The following is an 18,072-nucleotide window of genomic DNA, read 5'->3' as shown; positions in this document are numbered from 1 at the left end:
TTTGCGTTTTAGAACATCTTTTAGCTGAAACTTGTGTAAGCAAGTTGAAATAGTTATTAGTTGATACAGCGATTTCCCTAACGGAAAACGCATGGTTAAGCTAATAAGAGCACACGGAGGATGCCTAGGCGCCAGGAGCCGACGAAGGACGTGGCGAACAACGAAACTGCCTCGGGGAGCTGTAAGCAAGCTTTGATCCGGGGGTGTCCGAATGGGGAAACCCAGCTGTGGTAATTCGCAGTTACTCATTTCTGAATACATAGGAAATGTAGAGGCAGACCAGGGGAACTGAAACATCTAAGTACCCTGAGGAAGAGAAAACAATAGTGATTCCGTCAGTAGCGGCGAGCGAACGCGGAACAGCCTAAACCAAGGGGCTTGCCCCTTGGGGTTGTGGGACGTCTCACATGGAGTTACAAAGGAATATGGTAGGCGAAGAGGTCTGGAAAGGCCCGCGATAGAGGTAAAAGCCCTGTAGCCTAAACTGTGTTCTCTCCGAGACGGATCCCGAGTAGTGCGGGGCACGTGAAACCCCGTATGAATCCAGCAGGACCATCTGCTAAGGCTAAATACTACCTGGCGACCGATAGTGAAACAGTACCGTGAGGGAAAGGTGAAAAGCACCCCGGAAGGGGAGTGAAATAGAACCTGAAACCGTGTGCTTACAAAAAGTCAGAGCCCGATCTATGGGTGATGGCGTGCCTTTTGTAGAATGAACCGGCGAGTTACGTTTAACATGCAAGGTTAAGGTGAGAAGCCGGAGCCGCAGCGAAAGCGAGTCTGAATAGGGCGATTTAGTATGTGGACGTAGACCCGAAACCGTGTGATCTACCCCTGTCCAGGGTGAAGGTGCGGTAACACGCACTGGAGGCCCGAACCCACGCATGTTGAAAAATGCGGGGATGAGGTGGGGGTAGCGGAGAAATTCCAATCGAACTCGGAGATAGCTGGTTCTCCCCGAAATAGCTTTAGGGCTAGCCTCGGTGAATGGAGTGGTGGAGGTAGAGCACTGATTGGGTGCGGGGCCCGCAAGGGTTACCAAGCTCAGTCAAACTCCGAATGCCATTAACTTCTTGCCGGGAGTCAGACAGTGAGTGCTAAGATCCATTGTCAAAAGGGAAACAGCCCAGACCATCAGCTAAGGTCCCCAAGTGTGTGTTAAGTGGGAAAGGATGTGGAGTTGCACAGACAACCAGGATGTTGGCTTAGAAGCAGCCACCATTGAAAGAGTGCGTAATAGCTCACTGGTCGAGTGACTCTGCGCCGAAAATGTAACGGGGCTAAACACACCACCGAAGCTATGGCTAGATGCTTTGCATCTGGGGTAGGGGAGCGTTGTATGTAGGTTGAAGGTGTACCGTAAGGAGCGCTGGACAGCATACAAGTGAGAATGCCGGTATGAGTAACGAAAAGATCAGTGAGAATCTGATCCGCCGAAAGCCCAAGGTTTCCTGAGGAAGGCTCGTCCGCTCAGGGTAAGTCGGGACCTAAGGCGAGGCCGAAAGGCGTAGTCGAAGGACAACAGTTTGAAATTACTGTACCACCGTAATCCGCTATGAGCGATGGGGTGACGCAGGAGGGTAGTGACGCGGACTGATGGAAGTGTCCGTCTAAGCAGTGAGGCTGATGTGTAGGCAAATCCGCACATCGATAAGGCTGGGCTGTGATGGGGAGCGAAAATTGTAGTAGCGAAGGTCATGATCTCACACTGCCAAGAAAAGCCTCTAGCCAGGAGAAGGTGCCCGTACCGCAAACCGACACAGGTAGGCGAGAAGAGAATTCTAAGGCGCGCGGAAGAACTCTCGTTAAGGAACTCGGCAAAATGACCTCGTAACTTCGGGAGAAGAGGTGCCTCGGTAGGGTGAATAGCCCGAGGGGGCCGCAGTGAAAAGGCCCAAGCGACTGTTTAGCAAAAACACAGGTCTGTGCGAAGCCGCAAGGCGAAGTATACGGGCTGACGCCTGCCCGGTGCTGGAAGGTTAAGGGGAGTGGTTAGGAGCAATCCGAAGCTGTGAACCGAAGCCCCAGTAAACGGCGGCCGTAACTATAACGGTCCTAAGGTAGCGAAATTCCTTGTCAGGTAAATTCTGACCCGCACGAATGGCGTAACGACTTGGGCGCTGTCTCAACGAGAGATCCGGTGAAATTTTAATACCTGTGAAGATGCAGGTTACCCGCGACAAGACGGAAAGACCCCATGGAGCTTTACTGCAGCTTGATATTGAATTTGGGTACGATCTGTACAGGATAGGTGGGAGCCGTTGAGGCAGGAGCGCAAGCTTCTGCGGAGGCGCCGTTGGGATACCACCCTGATCGTATCTAGGTTCTAACCTAGTGCCCTAATCGGGTACGGGGACCGTGTCAGGCGGGCAGTTTGACTGGGGCGGTCGCCTCCTAAAGAGTAACGGAGGCGTTCAAAGGTTCCCTCAGAATGGTTGGAAATCATTCGAAGAGTGCAAAGGCATAAGGGAGCTTGACTGCGAGACCAACAAGTCGAGCAGGGACGAAAGTCGGACTTAGTGATCCGGTGGTACCGCATGGAAGGGCCATCGCTCAACGGATAAAAGCTACCCTGGGGATAACAGGCTTATCTCCCCCAAGAGTCCACATCGACGGGGAGGTTTGGCACCTCGATGTCGGCTCATCGCATCCTGGGGCTGAAGTAGGTCCCAAGGGTTGGGCTGTTCGCCCATTAAAGCGGTACGCGAGCTGGGTTCAGAACGTCGTGAGACAGTTCGGTCCCTATCTGTCGTGGGCGCAGGAAATTTGAGAGGAGCTGTCCTTAGTACGAGAGGACCGGGATGGACGTACCGCTGGTGCATCAGTTGTTCCGCCAGGAGCATGGCTGAGTAGCTACGTACGGACGGGATAAGCGCTGAAAGCATCTAAGCGTGAAGCCCCCCTCAAGATGAGATTTCCCAATTAGTAAGACCCCTTGAAGACGACGAGGTAGATAGGTTGGAGGTGGAAGTGCAGCAATGCATGGAGCTGACCAATACTAATCGGTCGAGGGCTTATCCAAATTTCTTAGAGCGCAGATTCGTTTCGGATTCAGTTTTCAGGCGATCAAGCCTGGCAGGATGTTAAACCTATGGTTTGATATTTTCTGCAGCGATTTCGAGAAGCGGAAGCTTCGAAAAATCATGTTTGGTGGCGATAGCGGAGGGGTTCCACGCGTACCCATCCCGAACACGACCGTTAAGCCCTCCAGCGCCGATGGTACTTGGACCGAAGGGTCCTGGGAGAGTAGGACGCCGCCAAGCACATGAAGCCATTGTTGAGCAATCGACAGTGGCTTTTTTGTTTATATAGTGAGAAAAAGAGGACAAATAAGCAGAAACAATAAATGAAACGCTTACAAACGAGTGACATTTTTGTTACCGACGTGTCGATAGTTCCAAGTATAATAGAAAAGTGCAAATATTAAGCAGAGGCCTTAATACGAATGAACTACAGATAAATTCTAACTTTGAATTTTCTTGCGTCTTTAGATGCATGGTAGAGGTAAGGAGGATTTAAGGTATGAAGCGAACCCAACCTTTATGGATATTAGTTATTCTTTGTATAGTTGGAGTTATGCTGGCCGGCTGCGGAACTAAGGAGCCGGCCTGGGAGACTTTTGACGGTGCGCTCAATGAGAAAAGCTTTCCCGTTCCTAAAGAAGCCAGTTCCCCCGACAGGACCACTACGAACGTGGCTATGGATTATGTAAGGTACTCTTTACCCGGGCTGAAAGAGAAGAAGGGTGTACCTGAGCCTTATCTGGAGGAGATCAAGGCATGGGGATGGGAAGAGCAGAGTAATGAGGATTCCGGAAGCTCCCGCGTTTTTCAGAAGGAAGGACTTATTGTACACTTAACCGTGCATGATGGCTACTTCATTGTAATGATCCCGAAGGAAAAGAAAGTCACCACCAAAGGATTAAAGAGCAAATAAAAAAATCGCCGTCCGTATAGGGATGGCGATTTTTTTGTGTGGGATGCAGGTTGAATATGCGCCCGTATGTATGATCGCTTAAGGTTATTGGGCGTAATAGGAGGCATCCGCCGGATTAAATTTCAGCATGCCGTCTTTCGCTTCGCTGCGCAGCCGCAGAAGGGTATACAGGCGGGGCAGCAGCAGCCAAAGATGGCATATCACTAAAGATGCGGTAAATGCAGGAGGTGCCCAGACGATAAAGAGCGCTGTAATGCAGAGACCGATCCATAGGTTATGCATTTGTACTTTGCGGAAGATGCCATAGTTAATATATTGATCAGGCATATAACCGGGCCAGGGCAGGTGCAGGGATATTTTCCACCGTTTTACGATAGGGTGACCGGAGATCAGCAGAACTGAACGTGAAATAACATATTGAATCCACAGCATTACGGGTCCGGCAATAATCATGAACAGGATGCTTAGCCAGGATAGGAAAACTGTTTCCAACACAAGGAACACAAAAGGAAGCGCAATATAGACCCGCAGCAGGGATGCGGAAATATTAATTTTTTTGATAAGCTTGTATTGATAGAATGTAGCAGCGCCTTTGGTGTTTGGTTCCATAAAGAAAATTCAGACCTCCTCACAAGTTCTCTTGATATTAATATCGGCCTAACCGTGTGTTTTATTAAACCCGGGATCAGATACACCGAATGGGCAGTAGGCGAATATATATATTTCAGGCTATGAAGGATTAGGAAAAAACTATGAAAAGGTTTAAAATGATAGAAGGTGTACCATACTGATCTTAAAAGAGTCAAGGTGGGATGAATATGGAACAGCAAACCGCACAGGCTTGCATCATCTGCGGGCAAGAAAAGGAAGAAGGCATTGTGATTGTCTCGCATTTCATCTGTGAAGATTGTGAGAGTGAGATGGTGCGCACAGAGGCTGAAGATGCCAAGTACCGTTTTTTCATTGGCCGGATGAAGAAAATCAATCTGCAGAAGAATGCTTAACCCAACAACAGCAGCAACGATTTACAAGTAAGTATATAAAGAGCGGGCGGTGGATGTGTGTCGCGTTGGCTGCAAATAAAAGAGTTCCTCTAACGGTTTCTCCGCCAGGGTCTGGTGTGGGAAGCCGTTTTGTTGTTTCGGGAAGACTTTGCGCATAATAATAGGCGTTTGGGTATATTTGCGTTAAAATAGAAGGTAACCCCCAGGGAAGGAAGAACAAATGAACAATTTACAGCCTGGCAGGGCACCTGTATACGAAATGCTGGAACAATATAGACTTAAGGGTAATATATCTTATCATGTGCCGGGGCACAAGAATGGTGAAGCTTACCGGAATACCGGTGGTGCAGGGTATCTGGCTGACGTGATGCGCTATGATGCGACAGAGATTACCGGAACGGATGATCTTCATCATCCTGAAGGGGTAATTCAGGAGGCACAGGAGCTGGCAGCGGATTGTTTCGGCGCAGAGGAGAGCTTCTTTCTGGTTGGCGGCAGCACAGCGGGGAACCTTGCACTTATCCTGACCGTTTGCTATGAGCCGGGAATGCTGCTTATTCTGCAGCGTAATGTCCACAAATCTGTAATCCACGGACTGATGCTGGCCGGGGCACATGCCGTGTTCCTGGAGCCGCAGATGGATCCGGGCAGCGGGCTTGCGGTTGCACCGGCGGCAGAAACGGTGCAGGCTGCACTGGCGGCATATCCGGAGGCTGCCGCCGTACTGGTTACCATGCCGAATTACTACGGCATGGGCAGCGATCTTGCGCCCCTCGCGCAGGCCTGTCACGACAGCGGGATTCCGCTGCTGGTGGATGAGGCGCACGGGGCGCATTACGGACAGCACCCGGCGCTTCCAGCCGGGGCGCTTGCCTGTGGCGCGGACGGCGTGGTGCAGTCCACGCACAAGATGCTGACGGCGCTGACGATGGGCGCCATGCTGCATGTGCAAGGGCCATGGCTCGACCGCGCGCTGCTTCGCCAGCGCCTCGCCATGGTGCAGAGCTCCAGCCCATCATACCCCGTGATGGCTTCGCTCGATCTGGCCCGGCGGCTGCTGCACAGCCAGCGCGCCGGTGCCTTCACGGCGGGGCTCGCCGCCGTGGACGTGCTGCGGCGCGGCCTGGCTTCGCTGCCGCGCTTCCAGCTGCTGCAGCCGGCCAGGCCGCTGCAGCGCACCTGCGGCGATGCTGACGCCGCAGAGACAGATACGCCGCCGCAGCGCGGGGCGGCGTACGGGACACAGGACCCCTTTAAGGCCGTCATTTATGACGCCGCCGGGGTCCTGGGGGGCTTCGAGCTGCAGCGCAGGCTCGAAGAAAGAGGGATCGTGCCGGAGATGAGCGACGACCGGCACGTGGTACTGGCCTTCAGCCTCGGCTCGAAGGCAGAGGATGCAGCGGTGCTGCTGGAGGCGCTGCGGGATATCGCGGCGCAGACAGCCTGCGGGGTGCCGCAGACGGAAGGCACAGAAGCAGCCTGTGACTCCGGGGCCAAGTATGCTGCTGGTTCCGGCTCTGCTCTTGATGAGGCAGCAGGCGCTGGCCTTGTCGCTGCCTCTAGCCCTATCGCAGAATCTCAATCGGATCGCAGCTCCATGACCATACTGGCGGCTGCATCATACAATATTGGGGAAGAGGTTATGTCAGCCTTTTCCAGCCCAAATTCCACGTGGAACAATTTCAGCGCATCGCTGATCTCAGCTCCGGTCCGGTTCTCCACGAAGCCGGTTGCCGCTGAGGAGACAGAGAGTATAACGCTTGAAGCAAGTGCGGGCAGAGTGGCGGCCGAAATGGTTATTCCCTATCCGCCCGGAATACCGCTGCTTTATCCCGGAGAGATCATAACAGAGTCCATATGCGGCAGGCTGGGCAGCCTCCGCGATGGCGGGGCTAAATTTCAGGCCTGTGCCGATCCCGCCTTACAGCATATTAAGGTATACAACATTCAGAAGGGCGGAGAAGTATAAGTGAAGCGAGAAGGTTTCTTCATTACTCTGGAGGGAGGCGACGGCTCCGGTAAAACAACCGTACTCGGCAGAGTAGCGGCTTATCTGCAGAATCATTCCATGCCCTACTTAATCACCCGCGAACCGGGCGGAATTGAAATCGCCGAGAAGATCCGCTCCATTATTCTGGACCCGGCCCATACGGCTATGGATGCCCGGACAGAAGCCCTGTTATACGCGGCAGCAAGAAGCCAGCATCTGGCGGAAGTAGTCGAGCCTGCACTGCAGGAGGGGATTACTGTATTATGTGACCGTTTTGTAGACAGCAGCCTAGTCTATCAGGGGTATGCAAGAGGACTCGGCATCGAGGAAGTGTGGGGAATTAACCGGTTCGCGACCGGCGGCAGGATGCCTGACCTTACCTTCTATCTTGATGTTGATCCTGAGGTGGGGTTGTCTCGGATAGCAGCCAATCAGAACCGGGAAGTCAATCGTCTGGATCTGGAGAGCCTTGAATTTCACCAGAAGGTTAAGGCCGGTTATCAGCTCGTGGTGGATTCCGATCCGCAGCGGATTGTTGTGCTTGATGCCAACCGCCCGATCCATATGGTGGAGCAGGACATTGTACAGACACTGAAAGACCGGATATTAAAGGATTTCTAAGAGGTTTTGTCAAATAAACAATAGAGGTATAATGGTTACACACAGACCTGCAGCGGGATGGCTGCTGCTGCGAGAAATTCTGTGATTACACAACATGCAGGAGGGGAAACGAAGATGAATTTGATCATTGCAATTATCCAAGACAAGGACAGCAACCGGCTATCCAGTGAACTAGTCAAAGCGAATTTCCGTGCAACCAAGCTGGCCAGTACAGGCGGGTTTTTGCGGGCGGGCAACACAACTTTTCTGATTGGGGTAGATGATATTCAGGTTGATGCAGTACTGAGTGTAATCCGCAACAGCTGTAAAGTACGTGAACAATTGGTCACACCTGTAACACCGATGAGCGGTACGACAGATTCATATTTGCCTCTTCCCGTGGAAGTTCAAGTAGGCGGAGCTACAGTATTCGTCCTTCCGGTTGATCGTTTCGAGCATTACTAACGCATAATATAGCAATAAACCATAAGGGCGGTAGATACCTTTGAAGATCAACCCGGGCTACAGGCCCTTAAAAAGTGAATTGTCGACCACGGAAGCTGACCGGCGGCCTGTTCAGCAAAAGAACTTTACCGATGTATTTCAACAGCAAAGTGAGCAAAAAACAATAGATGAACTGAACCGCCAGATTAAAGATATCCAGCAGCAAGGCGACCGGCTCTCCAAATCCATGACCGTCCGTGAACTGGCTATCTACCGGAACATGATCAAACGGTTCCTGGAGGAGACCGCCCGCCGCGGAGTGATCCTGAAGGAGACCAAGGGCTGGGACCGGCGTGGCCGGGGCAAACGCTACAAGCTGCTGGATGAAATTGATGCCGCTCTGCTGAATATGGCAGATGATCTGCTGGACAGTGAGCAGGGCCGGATTGATCTGCTCGGACGGGTCGGAGAGATCCGCGGGCTGCTGATTAACCTTTCGTTCTGACAAACTTGGAGGAATATATGTCTTTTCATGATCTATTAGGCCAGGAGGATGCCAAGCGGCTGCTTCAAAATGCCTTACGCAAGGACGCTGTAAGTCATGCTTATCTGTTCACCGGCCCGCCAGGAAGCGGCCAGGTCAGAATGGCTATGACGTTCGCCCAAGCGATATTTTGCACGAAGTGCAAGGATGATGCCTGCGGGGAATGTCTGGAGTGCCGTAAGGTGGAGCATGGCAACCATCCCGATTTATCGTTGCTGCGGCCCGACGGGGCGAGTATTAAGATTGACCAGATCCGTGAACTTCAGCGTGTTTTTTCCTACCGCTCGGAAGGAATTAACCCGAAGGTTTATATTATAGAAGGAGCGGACAAAATGACGGTGCAAGCCGCCAACAGTCTGCTGAAATTTCTGGAGGAGCCTCCTGCTCCTGCGGTAGGAATTCTGATCTCTGATAACAGCAGTTCCCTGCTGCCGACGATCCAGTCCAGAACCCAGCGGATTCCGTTTAGCCCGCTGCATCCGGATATTATGCTTCAGGCGCTGTCCAGTGAAGGGGTTCCGGTGCCGCTGGCACGGTGCGCAGTATCACTGACTGCAGGTCTTGACGGCTGCAGGGAACTTTTGGCACAGAATTGGTTTGCAGAAATGAGAAATCTAGTGTTACAATTAGCAAAGGAGTCTTTGGGCAAAGGAAGCTCCGCAGTAGCAACTGCAGGGCAGAAGGTGTTCAAGACCGGGCTTGGTGAACATTTGGATATTCTATTCAGCATGTTTCACTTATGGTTCAAAGATATGCTCTACTTCCTGTACCGAAAGCACGAAAGTATCGTTTTCATAGATCAGTTAGACTTCATTTCCAAGGCTGCCCGTCAGCGGAGTACGGAACAATGGGTGGCTTACATGGAATTTGCGGTGGAGAGCAAGCGCAGGCTCCGCTCCAATACCAATACCCAGTTGTGTTTGGAGCAGTTCTTAATCCGGTTAGAAAGTTAACAGGCCGGGTTATTTATGATAGATCCTCCGGATAAACGCTTCAGCACCTGGAAGTACAGGTTTAACGGATGAGGAAGGACAAGCATGAATCATCTGGGAAGCAGGCTTGCTTAAGGATTCCTTTTACCGGCAAACAAGGGGGTTAATTTTTGTACAGCGTAGTAGGTGTCCGCTTCAAAAAAGCGGGTAAAATATATTATTTTGATCCACTTGATTTCCCGATTGAACGCGATCAATGCGTTATTGTTGAGACAGCAAGAGGGGTCGAATACGGTAAGGTTGTCGTTGGCAAAAAAGAGGTGCAGGAAGCAGACGTTGTACTGCCGCTCAAGAAGGTCATGCGTATTGCCGGTGAAACCGACGCCCGTGTGGTCGAAGAGAACAAAGGTGCTGCAAAGGACGCTTTTACCACCTGTTTAAATAAAATCCGCGATCATGGCCTCAAAATGAAGCTCGTGGATGTGGAATTTACGTTTGACCGTAATAAGATCATTTTTTATTTCACTGCCGAGGGCCGCGTGGATTTCCGCGAACTGGTTAAGGACCTGGCAAGTATTTTCCGAACCCGCATCGAGCTCCGGCAAATTGGTGTGCGTGATGAAGCCAAGATGCTTGGTGGACTTGGACCTTGCGGACGGGTGCTCTGCTGCTCCTCCTGGCTGGGTGATTTCGAGCCTGTGTCCATCAAGATGGCCAAGGACCAGAATCTCTCGCTGAACCCGACCAAGATCTCGGGATTATGCGGACGGCTGATGTGTTGTCTGAAGTTTGAGCATGATAATTATGAGAGCACGAAGGAAGAAATGCCGGCGGTAGGCAAAATCGTCGTAACCTCACTGGGTGATGGCAAAGTAGTAGGTATTAATGCCGGAAGCCGCACGGTTCATGTGCAGTTGTTTGAAGTGGGCAAAGTTAAAGAACTTCCAATGGATGATGTTGTCGTCAAGTAAACCATTATAAGGTTACTTTCGGGGTGGAAACTTGGAGAAGAAAAATATATTTGCACACATGCAGGAGATGGAAGCGCAGATGGATGAAATGCGCGCCACTCTAGGAGATTGGAAACAGACGGTTAAAGAGCTGATGGAAGCAAATCAGAAGCTCAGTCTGGAGAATGAGCAGCTACGTATCATATTGAAAAGGGAAGCCCCTCTGGATAAGGCCGCGCTTTCTGCTGAGGCGGAGGCTATACTGGCTGCCGAAGGCAAAGAAGAGGTTGTCGGAGAAGGTTACGATAATCTGGCCAGACTGTACCATGAAGGTTTCCACATCTGCAATGTCTATTTCGGGCATTTGCGGACGGAAGGCGATTGTCTGTTCTGCCTTTCTTTTCTTAATAAATGAGGATATCCAGCCGTAGGAGATTTTCGCCTACGGTTTTTTTTGAATTTGGAGGAATGTACAATGACCCATTCGTTTGACGATACCCCGGTGCCTTTGCATAGTGCAGAGAGGATCGATGACTTGCTAACCCATGATCTGCGGATTATCCAGAGTGATGAAGTATTCAGCTTCTCTATGGATGCTGTGCTGCTGGCCCGGTTCGCCAGTATACCACCACGAGGAAGAGTACTTGATCTATGCACCGGCAACGGAGTTATCCCTATGCTGCTGACCACGCGTACCAAAGCTTCTATTGAAGGGATAGAAATTCAGCCCCGTCTTGCCGACATGGCCCGGCGCAGTGTAGCTTTGAACAGGCTGGAGGAGCAGGTGCTGATCCATGAAGGTGATTTGCGGGAGCTGCATAATACCGCAGGGTATGGTGTATATGATGCAATAACGGTTAATCCCCCTTATATGCCGCTTAACGGGAGCGACCTGAAGCTGAATTCACATCAGGCCATGGCCCGTCATGAAATTGGCTGTACGCTGGAGGAGGTCATTCAGGCCTGTGTCCGGCTGGTCCGCACTGGAGGCAAAGTCAGTATGGTACATAAGCCGCAGCGTCTGGTGGATATCATCAGTCTAATGCGTAAACACCGGCTGGAACCGAAGCTGATCCGCTTTGTACATCCCCGTGCGCATCTGGAGGCGAATATGGTACTGATTGAAGCGGCGCGCGACGGGAAGCCGGAGGTGCGTTTACAACCGCCTTTAATCGTATATAATGAGGACAATCAATACTGCCCTGAGATAATGGATATTTATTATGGGAACAAAGAGGATAAGAGCCAATGACGATAACCTGCCAAAGCAGCTTTCAAAATAACAATGACGGAGCAAAGCCCGAAGGATGCGGCTGTCTGTATCTGGTGGCTACTCCGATCGGTAATCTGGAAGATATGACTTACCGCGCGGTGCGAACGCTGAAGGAATGCGATATTATTGCCGCAGAGGATACGAGACAGACGCGTAAATTACTGAGCCATTTTGAAATTACACCCTCGATGCTGTTCAGTTACCATGAGCATAATAAGGCGGCAAGCGGACCTGAATTGATACGCTATATAATAGAAGGTAAAAATTTAGCCCTTGTCAGCGATGCCGGCCTGCCGGCGATTTCAGACCCTGGAGCGGACCTGGTAGCACTGGCTGTAAGGCATCAAATTCCGGTCATTCCGATTCCCGGAGCTAACGCGGCGCTGTCAGCTTTGATTGCTTCAGGATTGCCTACCGCCAGCTTCACATTTATCGGTTTTCTGCCCAGAGAGCGCAAGGATATCCGGGCCGTTCTGGCACCTCTCCGCTCCGCCCAGGGCACACTGCTCTTCTATGAGTCACCGCATCGTGTCGCTAAGACGCTGGTTCATTTGCAGGAAGCCTTCGGCAACCGCCGGGTTACACTGGCCCGTGAGCTGACCAAACGGTATGAGGAGTTTCTTCGCGGTACGATTGAAGAATGCTGTGCCTGGCTGGAGGAGCATCCTCCGCTTGGTGAGTACGTAATTGTGCTTGAGGGAGAGAGCAAAGAAGAGGCGGAGCTCGCCGAGTCTTCCTGGTGGCGGGAGCTGAGCATCGAAGCTCATGTTGCCCATTATGAAACCTCAGGCTTGACGCGCAAAGACGCGATGAAAAAAGCGGCCTCTGACCGTGGCTTGGCCAAGCGCGATATTTATAATGCGCTGCTGGAGCGGGAATAAGGGAATAGCGTAACTGATCACGATTATTGCGAGTTAAGCATCTGTTAGATAAACTCCGAAATCGCTCAGAAGATTAGAATGTTTGATGAAATAATTGTATTCTGTACACTTATTTGGAGATAATTATTCCTTATATTAGATATAAGTGTAGTTTATACATTTATATTTATGGAAAAAGGATAATTTAGAGGATATGTATGGATATAATTGTATGAAATACAACTAAATTAATCAGCCGCTCACTTTGGTATTAAATAACTGCACAGAATGCAGTTATCCAGTTTTTCCAAGACTGATTATCCAATATTACGCCTACGCTATCGCCCGAACGAAAGTCATTTGGCCGCGCTGACATAGCAATTCCCGCAGGGAGAGCGTACCGCAGCACGAAGGTAACATGAAGGCAAATAACCAGCACGCACCAAAGTTGCTAATCGGCTCCGCCTTAAAGCAATTCCCGCAGGGAGAGCGGTTCCACTGCTAGCGTCACCTAAGAGCGAAGCCGCACAACCGCCGCAAGAGCGATGCGTGCGGCGAAACACTGCGCATGGCAAGGCCCTGAGGACGCACCTTCAGGGAGTCCGAAAAGGGCCGGTCCACCGCCGAACATGACTTCCTTCCGCCCCATCTGCACAGTTAGCCAAGCTTCCGGGTGTCCAGAGGGCCGGGGCCCTTGGGGCCCTCCCTATAGGGAGGGTTTGGGAGGGTAAGAAGAAGTAAAGGTTATGATCTAAGGGTTATGAATTTAATAGTTAATGTTTAAATAGGGTAAAGGGGTATTCGGGGAAAGTCCCCGAAAAAAGTGCAAAAAAATACCTCCCGCGCTAACGGGAGGCCAAGGAGATATAAAAAGGTTAGAATTAACAATTTGATTAGTTCCTATTATAACCTATTTGGTTTAGTTTGTCACAGGGGTAGGGATAGCAGAAATACATTCATGACAAACAATTTTACCTTTGAAATAGGTTACATTCTCAGCATTACCGCAGAAAATGCAGGCAGGCTCATATTTCTTAAGCATGATCCGCTCACCGTCCACGTAAATTTCGAGCGCATCTTTTTCTCCAATACCCAGTGTGCGGCGCAATTCAATTGGAATAACGACCCGTCCAAGCTCATCTACCTTACGTACAATTCCTGTTGATTTCATCATTACAATCGTTGCTCCTCTCAATTATCAAAAGCGTCAATATTCGACATTGTTCACTGTTTTATGATATTTATAATACCAACCATTCCCAAAACAGTCAACCTTTTTTGAGGCGAATTTTAAGGAAACTTTGAAGGAAACATTCATACCGCCATTGGTTAGGCATATATCCCAAAAAGAACCTCGAAAATATTTGTCGATTTGTAAATTGCTAAATTGTCATAATTCGACAAAGTACGACAATATTTATTATTATAACTGTAATTCCACCCTATTTCTATGGATATTATTCAAAGGAGTTGATCTCATGAAGCAACCGCTGACAGAAGAGAAGGTATTTAAGGATCCGGTTCATAACTACATTCACGTCCAGGACACCATTATCTGGCGTCTGATTAACACCAAGGAGTTCCAGCGTCTGCGGCGCATCCGCCAGCTCGGTACCTCTTATCTGACTTTCCATGGCGCAGAACACAGCCGGTTTTCCCATTCGCTTGGTGTTTATGAAATTACCCGGCGGATTATATCGCAGTTTGAACGGAGCGGATATAAGGATTGGATGCCTGAGGAGAGTTTGCTTACCCTGTGTGCGGCGCTGCTGCATGATTTGGGACATGGCCCGTTTTCCCATTCTATAGAAGAAGCTTTTGAAATGGACCATGAGGACTGGACCTGCCGGATCATTCTGGAGGATACGGAAATCACCGCTATTCTGCGTGATGTAGCTGAGGACTTTCCTAAAAAAGTAGCCTCTGTGATCTCCAAAACGTATGAGCATGAAATTGTTGTCAATTTGGTGTCGGGGCCGCTGGATGCGGACCGGATGGATTATCTTTTGCGTGATGCCTATTATACAGGGGTGAATTACGGAACCATTGACATTGACCGGATTCTGCGGATGCTGCGTCCCTATGACGGCCGGGTAGTTGTTAAAGAATCCGGGATGCATGCGATTGAGGATTACCTGATGTCACGTTATCAGATGTACTGGCAGGTCTATTTCCATCCGGTAACACGCAGCTCGGAAATTATTCTGCGCCAGATTCTCCGCAGAGCCAAGGAGCTGGTACAGGAGGATTATGCTTTCCGGTTCATGATTGAGCCGCTAAGTGATTTGTTCCGCGGGGATGTAACGGTGGAGCAGTACCTGCTGCTGGATGAGGCATTGATGCAGACAGCCTTCATGCAGTGGACGCTGGAGAGTGATGAAATTTTAAGCGACTTGTGCAGCCGATTTATTCATCGTAAACTGTATAAATATGTGGAGATGGAGCATCTGGATACAGAGACAATTGACGAAATCCGCCGCAGCTTTGCCGGTGCCGGACTGCGTGCTGATTATGATCTGGAAATCGATTTTCCGACAGATCTTCCTTATGATGTATTCCGTCCGGGGGACGCTTTTGACAGCAAACAGATTCTGCTTCTGGACCGTCATGATAAGCTGCGGGAGATCTCTGAGGTATCGGATATTGTACGCTCAATCAGCGGGATTCACCGAGGCAGATACCATCTCTATTTCCCGCAGGACAGGCTGCAGAAAGCCCTTCCACAGCTGCCGCCCTCCATCGCAGATATTTTTGCAAAATAACCTAAAATACTTGTAATTCATCATAGAAATCAAGGCGGAAAGGATGAAATATAATGCAGTTATTCGACACACATACCCATTTGGATGCTCCGCAATTCGACGAGGACCGCGAGGAGGTAATCGCCCGGGCACTGGAGTCCGGAGTCAGTAAAATGATCAATATCGGCTTCAACCGGGAGACGATTCCGACAACGATGGAGCTCGCAGAGAAATATGATTATATTTATGCAGCGGTGGGCTGGCATCCCCAGGATGCATTCAGTATGAAGGAGGGCGACCTCGAATGGATTGCTTCGCTTTGCAGTCATCCCAAGGTAGTGGCCATCGGTGAGATCGGACTTGACTATTATTGGGACACCTCTCCTAAGGATGTGCAGCATGAGGTATTCCGCAAGCAAATTGGCCTGGCACGTGAACTGAAGATGCCAATCTGTATCCATAACCGCGATGCCCACGAGGATGTAATCCGGATTCTGCGGGAGGAAAAAGCGGGTGAGGTTGGAGGGGTGATGCATTCGTTCTCCGGCAGCTGGGAAAGCGCCAAAATGTGTCTGGATCTCGGCTTCCATTTGTCCTTCGGCGGACCGATTACGTTTAAGAATGCAAGGGTGCCCAAAGAGGTGCTCGCCCAGACTCCGCTGGACCGGCTGCTGATCGAAACGGACTCCCCATATTTGACTCCGCACCCCTTCCGCGGCAAGCGGAATGAGACCGCACATGTAAGACTGGTAGCGGAGGCAGCTGCGGCAATAAAAGGGATTGATTTACAGGAATTGGCTGAAATTACGTATGCGAACGCACTGGAACGATTTGGGATTGTCTGAAAACGGGAGAAAAAGCGGTGAAAAATGAAGTATAGCCGATATATTAAACTTTTATAGTCTAAAAACGGCTGAATATTACAATATTTTAATCATTTTTTTACGTAAACGTGGTTGAATCGTCCTTTACAACATGCATCAAAACAGGATATCATCTTTTCAGTGCAGTGAGCTGTTGTTACTGTGACAGTCACTATTTCATGGATCGTCTCGCTGAGTCTCCGTATGGAGAACGGGGGAACCAATAAATGCCCTGCCGCATGCCCGTACATAGAGTACAACACAGAATTGCCGCAGAATTTATTTGATTTCTTCACGTGGTCTTTGGGGTGAATTTGAGGGCAACCGCCGTGAGCGGGTGACCTGAGATAGGGCGTCTCTCTTATGCCCGAACCCGACAGCTAACCCCGTAAGCGCAAGTAAGAGAGGAAACCTCGTGCATAAACATTCCCGCGTATTCGACACCGGAGAAGCCACGAAAGAGTCCTCTGTGAACTCTTTTTTGGGCTTTTTTTTGTTTTGAATAATGCGGATGTTCCCGGCATACTGTTATATAACAGATATCCGGAGTAGCTATGCCGAGCAGGCGATCCATGAGCAGGAAACGCTGGAGCAATGCGGGCGTATCCTGTTGCAATCTCAAACCTAGTTTCGTCAGAAATGATGCAGTCACCTTGATATAACTTGGACGACGGGGCTATGTAAGGAGGATGGAGAGAGTGGGCGTATTCCAACCAGAGGTATCCCATGATTCGCAATCATCCAGCAGGTCTTTCGCATTACGGTTGAAGCAAGTGAATCCTCGCGTACTTTCACTTGCAGGTGTGATATCGATTGTTATCGCACTGTTAATTCTGCTGTACGTACACGGTCAGAGTAATAAAGAAATTATTTTAGTTATAGACGGACAGGTACAGACACTGGAGACGCGGGAAGCGCTGCTCAGTGATGTGCTGGCAAAGGAACAAATTTCGCTGCAGCCGTATGATGAGCTATCTATTGGCCTTAGTGATGAAATACAAGACGGCGACCGTGTCGTAATCACCCGTGCGCAGAAGCTTATGCTTACTGCAGACGGTGCAACCAAGACCATATACACCACCGAGGATTCGCTCGGAGATGCCATTACCAAGCTGGGTTACAGCCTGGAGGGCAATGACAAGATTTTCCCTTCGCTTGATACCGCAGTCACACCAGACATGGAAGTCAAGATTGTCCGTATTACCAAGCAGACCGTACAGCGGACAGTAAACTTGCCTTTTAAGGTCATCAAAACCGCAGACCCCTCTCTGTATAAGGGAGACGTAAGAGTTGCACAGGCAGGCAAGCCGGGCGCGATCATCCAGCATATCGAGAAGGTATATCAGGATGGGGAGCTAGTCTCCATGAATATGGTCGGCAAGGAAGTTCAGACGGTAACCAAAGATAAGGTTATTGCTGTCGGTACCAAAGCGGTTCCGAAGCCTGTTGTAGCTGCTGCAACTACATCCAAAGCAACAACAACCTCCAAATCATCCAAAGTCAGTGCGAAGAGCAACAACGTCACGAGCAAGGCAGGCGTAGATTTTGAATACAAAAAAATGATCAAAAACGTATCTATGACGGCTTATTCCTCGGAAGAACCGGGAATTGGAACACGTACCGCCTCCGGCACACGCGTAACGGAAGGCCGCACTATTGCAGTGGATCCGAATGTAATACCAATTGGCTGGTGGGTGTACATTGAGGGATTAGGGTTTCGCCGAGCAGAGGATACCGGCGGTGCCATTAAAGGCAACAAGGTGGATGTATACTACGATTCACTTAGCCATGCCCGTAATTTCGGCCGGAAGTCGCGGACCATCTATGTGATTGGACCTGTGAAGCCGGAGCTTAATTAAGCGGCAAGTCTTTTGCAAATTAGCGGTTTATAAGATATAGTGGGGGTAGCACTTACGGAATTTAGAGAGCTGCCGC

16 protein-coding genes, 2 rRNA genes and 1 riboswitch are annotated in these 18,072 nt (G+C 50.1%); of the genes, 16 read left to right on the top strand and 2 right to left on the bottom strand.

The features are described from left to right. Nucleotides 1-93 precede the first annotated feature (93 nt). The 3 genes from MHI42_RS20445 to MHI42_RS20435 all read left to right on the top strand — a co-directional run bounded on the left by MHI42_RS20445 (nucleotide 94) and on the right by MHI42_RS20435 (nucleotide 3,936). Nucleotides 94-3,022: ribosomal RNA gene (locus tag MHI42_RS20445) — 23S ribosomal RNA — on the top strand. 124 nt (nucleotides 3,023-3,146) lie between these two features. Next, nucleotides 3,147-3,263 (top strand): 5S ribosomal RNA (gene rrf / locus MHI42_RS20440). A 259-nt stretch (nucleotides 3,264-3,522) separates the two neighbouring features. Next, nucleotides 3,523-3,936 carry a hypothetical protein gene (locus tag MHI42_RS20435; RefSeq protein WP_039305704.1) on the top strand — a complete coding sequence of 138 codons (414 nt, stop codon included), beginning with the start codon at nucleotides 3,523-3,525 and terminating at the stop codon, nucleotides 3,934-3,936. Between the two features lie 84 nt (nucleotides 3,937-4,020). Here the strand turns inward: MHI42_RS20435 and MHI42_RS20430 are convergent, their stop codons facing one another. Beyond that, complete coding sequence (locus tag MHI42_RS20430) at nucleotides 4,021-4,545, bottom strand: hypothetical protein (RefSeq protein WP_342420487.1); 525 nt, start codon at nucleotides 4,543-4,545, stop codon at nucleotides 4,021-4,023. Between the two features lie 209 nt (nucleotides 4,546-4,754). On the opposite strand from MHI42_RS20430, the gene MHI42_RS20425 reads away from it, so the two are divergent. The 10 genes from MHI42_RS20425 (at nucleotide 4,755) to rsmI (ending at nucleotide 12,554) form a co-directional block, all read left to right on the top strand. Next, entirely contained in the window at nucleotides 4,755-4,940 is a 186-nt protein-coding gene (locus MHI42_RS20425) for a sigma factor G inhibitor Gin (RefSeq protein WP_039305710.1), read from the top strand. 220 nt (nucleotides 4,941-5,160) lie between these two features. Then, nucleotides 5,161-6,909, top strand: coding sequence for an aminotransferase class I/II-fold pyridoxal phosphate-dependent enzyme (locus MHI42_RS20420; RefSeq protein ID WP_342420486.1), 1,749 nt, complete (start codon nucleotides 5,161-5,163; stop codon nucleotides 6,907-6,909). Continuing rightward, a complete protein-coding gene (gene tmk, locus MHI42_RS20415) occupies nucleotides 6,910-7,551 on the top strand; it encodes a dTMP kinase (RefSeq protein ID WP_039305713.1) in 642 nt (213 codons plus the stop codon). A gap of 114 nt (nucleotides 7,552-7,665) precedes the next feature. Then, nucleotides 7,666-7,995: a cyclic-di-AMP receptor gene (locus tag MHI42_RS20410; protein ID WP_036723983.1), complete on the top strand. Its 330-nt coding sequence runs from the start codon at nucleotides 7,666-7,668 to the stop codon at nucleotides 7,993-7,995. Between the two features lie 40 nt (nucleotides 7,996-8,035). After that, nucleotides 8,036-8,479, top strand: coding sequence for a YaaR family protein (locus MHI42_RS20405; RefSeq protein ID WP_039305718.1), 444 nt, complete (start codon nucleotides 8,036-8,038; stop codon nucleotides 8,477-8,479). 17 nt (nucleotides 8,480-8,496) lie between these two features. Further along, the gene (gene holB, locus MHI42_RS20400; RefSeq protein WP_042132675.1) at nucleotides 8,497-9,471 is read left to right on the top strand and encodes a DNA polymerase III subunit delta'; all 975 of its coding nucleotides are present in this window, start codon (nucleotides 8,497-8,499) and stop codon (nucleotides 9,469-9,471) included. Between the two features lie 149 nt (nucleotides 9,472-9,620). Further along, complete coding sequence (locus MHI42_RS20395; RefSeq protein ID WP_039305726.1) at nucleotides 9,621-10,421, top strand: stage 0 sporulation family protein; 801 nt, start codon at nucleotides 9,621-9,623, stop codon at nucleotides 10,419-10,421. A gap of 31 nt (nucleotides 10,422-10,452) precedes the next feature. Then, complete coding sequence (yabA, locus tag MHI42_RS20390; RefSeq protein WP_039305729.1) at nucleotides 10,453-10,815, top strand: DNA replication initiation control protein YabA; 363 nt, start codon at nucleotides 10,453-10,455, stop codon at nucleotides 10,813-10,815. Between the two features lie 60 nt (nucleotides 10,816-10,875). Further along, on the top strand, nucleotides 10,876-11,652 hold the full coding sequence (locus MHI42_RS20385) for a tRNA1(Val) (adenine(37)-N6)-methyltransferase (protein WP_342420485.1): 777 nt from the start codon (nucleotides 10,876-10,878) through the stop codon (nucleotides 11,650-11,652). Continuing rightward, nucleotides 11,649-12,554: a 16S rRNA (cytidine(1402)-2'-O)-methyltransferase gene (rsmI, locus tag MHI42_RS20380; protein WP_246354103.1), complete on the top strand. Its 906-nt coding sequence runs from the start codon at nucleotides 11,649-11,651 to the stop codon at nucleotides 12,552-12,554. The genes MHI42_RS20385 and rsmI overlap by 4 nt, the downstream gene beginning before the upstream one ends. 898 nt (nucleotides 12,555-13,452) lie before the next feature. On the opposite strand, the gene MHI42_RS20375 is transcribed toward rsmI, so the two are convergent. After that, nucleotides 13,453-13,707, bottom strand: coding sequence for an AbrB/MazE/SpoVT family DNA-binding domain-containing protein (locus MHI42_RS20375; RefSeq protein WP_019914502.1), 255 nt, complete (start codon nucleotides 13,705-13,707; stop codon nucleotides 13,453-13,455). A 304-nt stretch (nucleotides 13,708-14,011) separates the two neighbouring features. Here MHI42_RS20375 and MHI42_RS20370 point away from each other — a divergent pair, with 304 nt between their 5' ends. From MHI42_RS20370 to MHI42_RS20360, 3 genes are all read left to right on the top strand, one after another. Then, nucleotides 14,012-15,295 (top strand): HD domain-containing protein, encoded by a 1,284-nt coding sequence (locus MHI42_RS20370; RefSeq protein WP_171715667.1) that lies wholly within the window; start codon nucleotides 14,012-14,014, stop codon nucleotides 15,293-15,295. Nucleotides 15,296-15,348: 53 nt separating this feature from the next. Next, nucleotides 15,349-16,119 (top strand): TatD family hydrolase, encoded by a 771-nt coding sequence (locus tag MHI42_RS20365; protein ID WP_039305744.1) that lies wholly within the window; start codon nucleotides 15,349-15,351, stop codon nucleotides 16,117-16,119. 198 nt (nucleotides 16,120-16,317) lie between these two features. Next, nucleotides 16,318-16,547: riboswitch (cyclic di-AMP (ydaO/yuaA leader) on the top strand. A 288-nt stretch (nucleotides 16,548-16,835) separates the two neighbouring features. Next, nucleotides 16,836-17,996, top strand: coding sequence for a G5 domain-containing protein (locus MHI42_RS20360; protein WP_171715666.1), 1,161 nt, complete (start codon nucleotides 16,836-16,838; stop codon nucleotides 17,994-17,996). Nucleotides 17,997-18,072 lie beyond the last annotated feature (76 nt).

This window comes from Paenibacillus sp. FSL E2-0178, assembly GCF_038593005.1.
Classification (GTDB): Bacteria; Bacillota; Bacilli; order Paenibacillales; family Paenibacillaceae; genus Paenibacillus_AQ; species Paenibacillus_AQ phytohabitans.
Note: the sequence above shows the minus strand (reverse complement) of the source record. Positions and strands in the feature narration are given on the sequence as shown.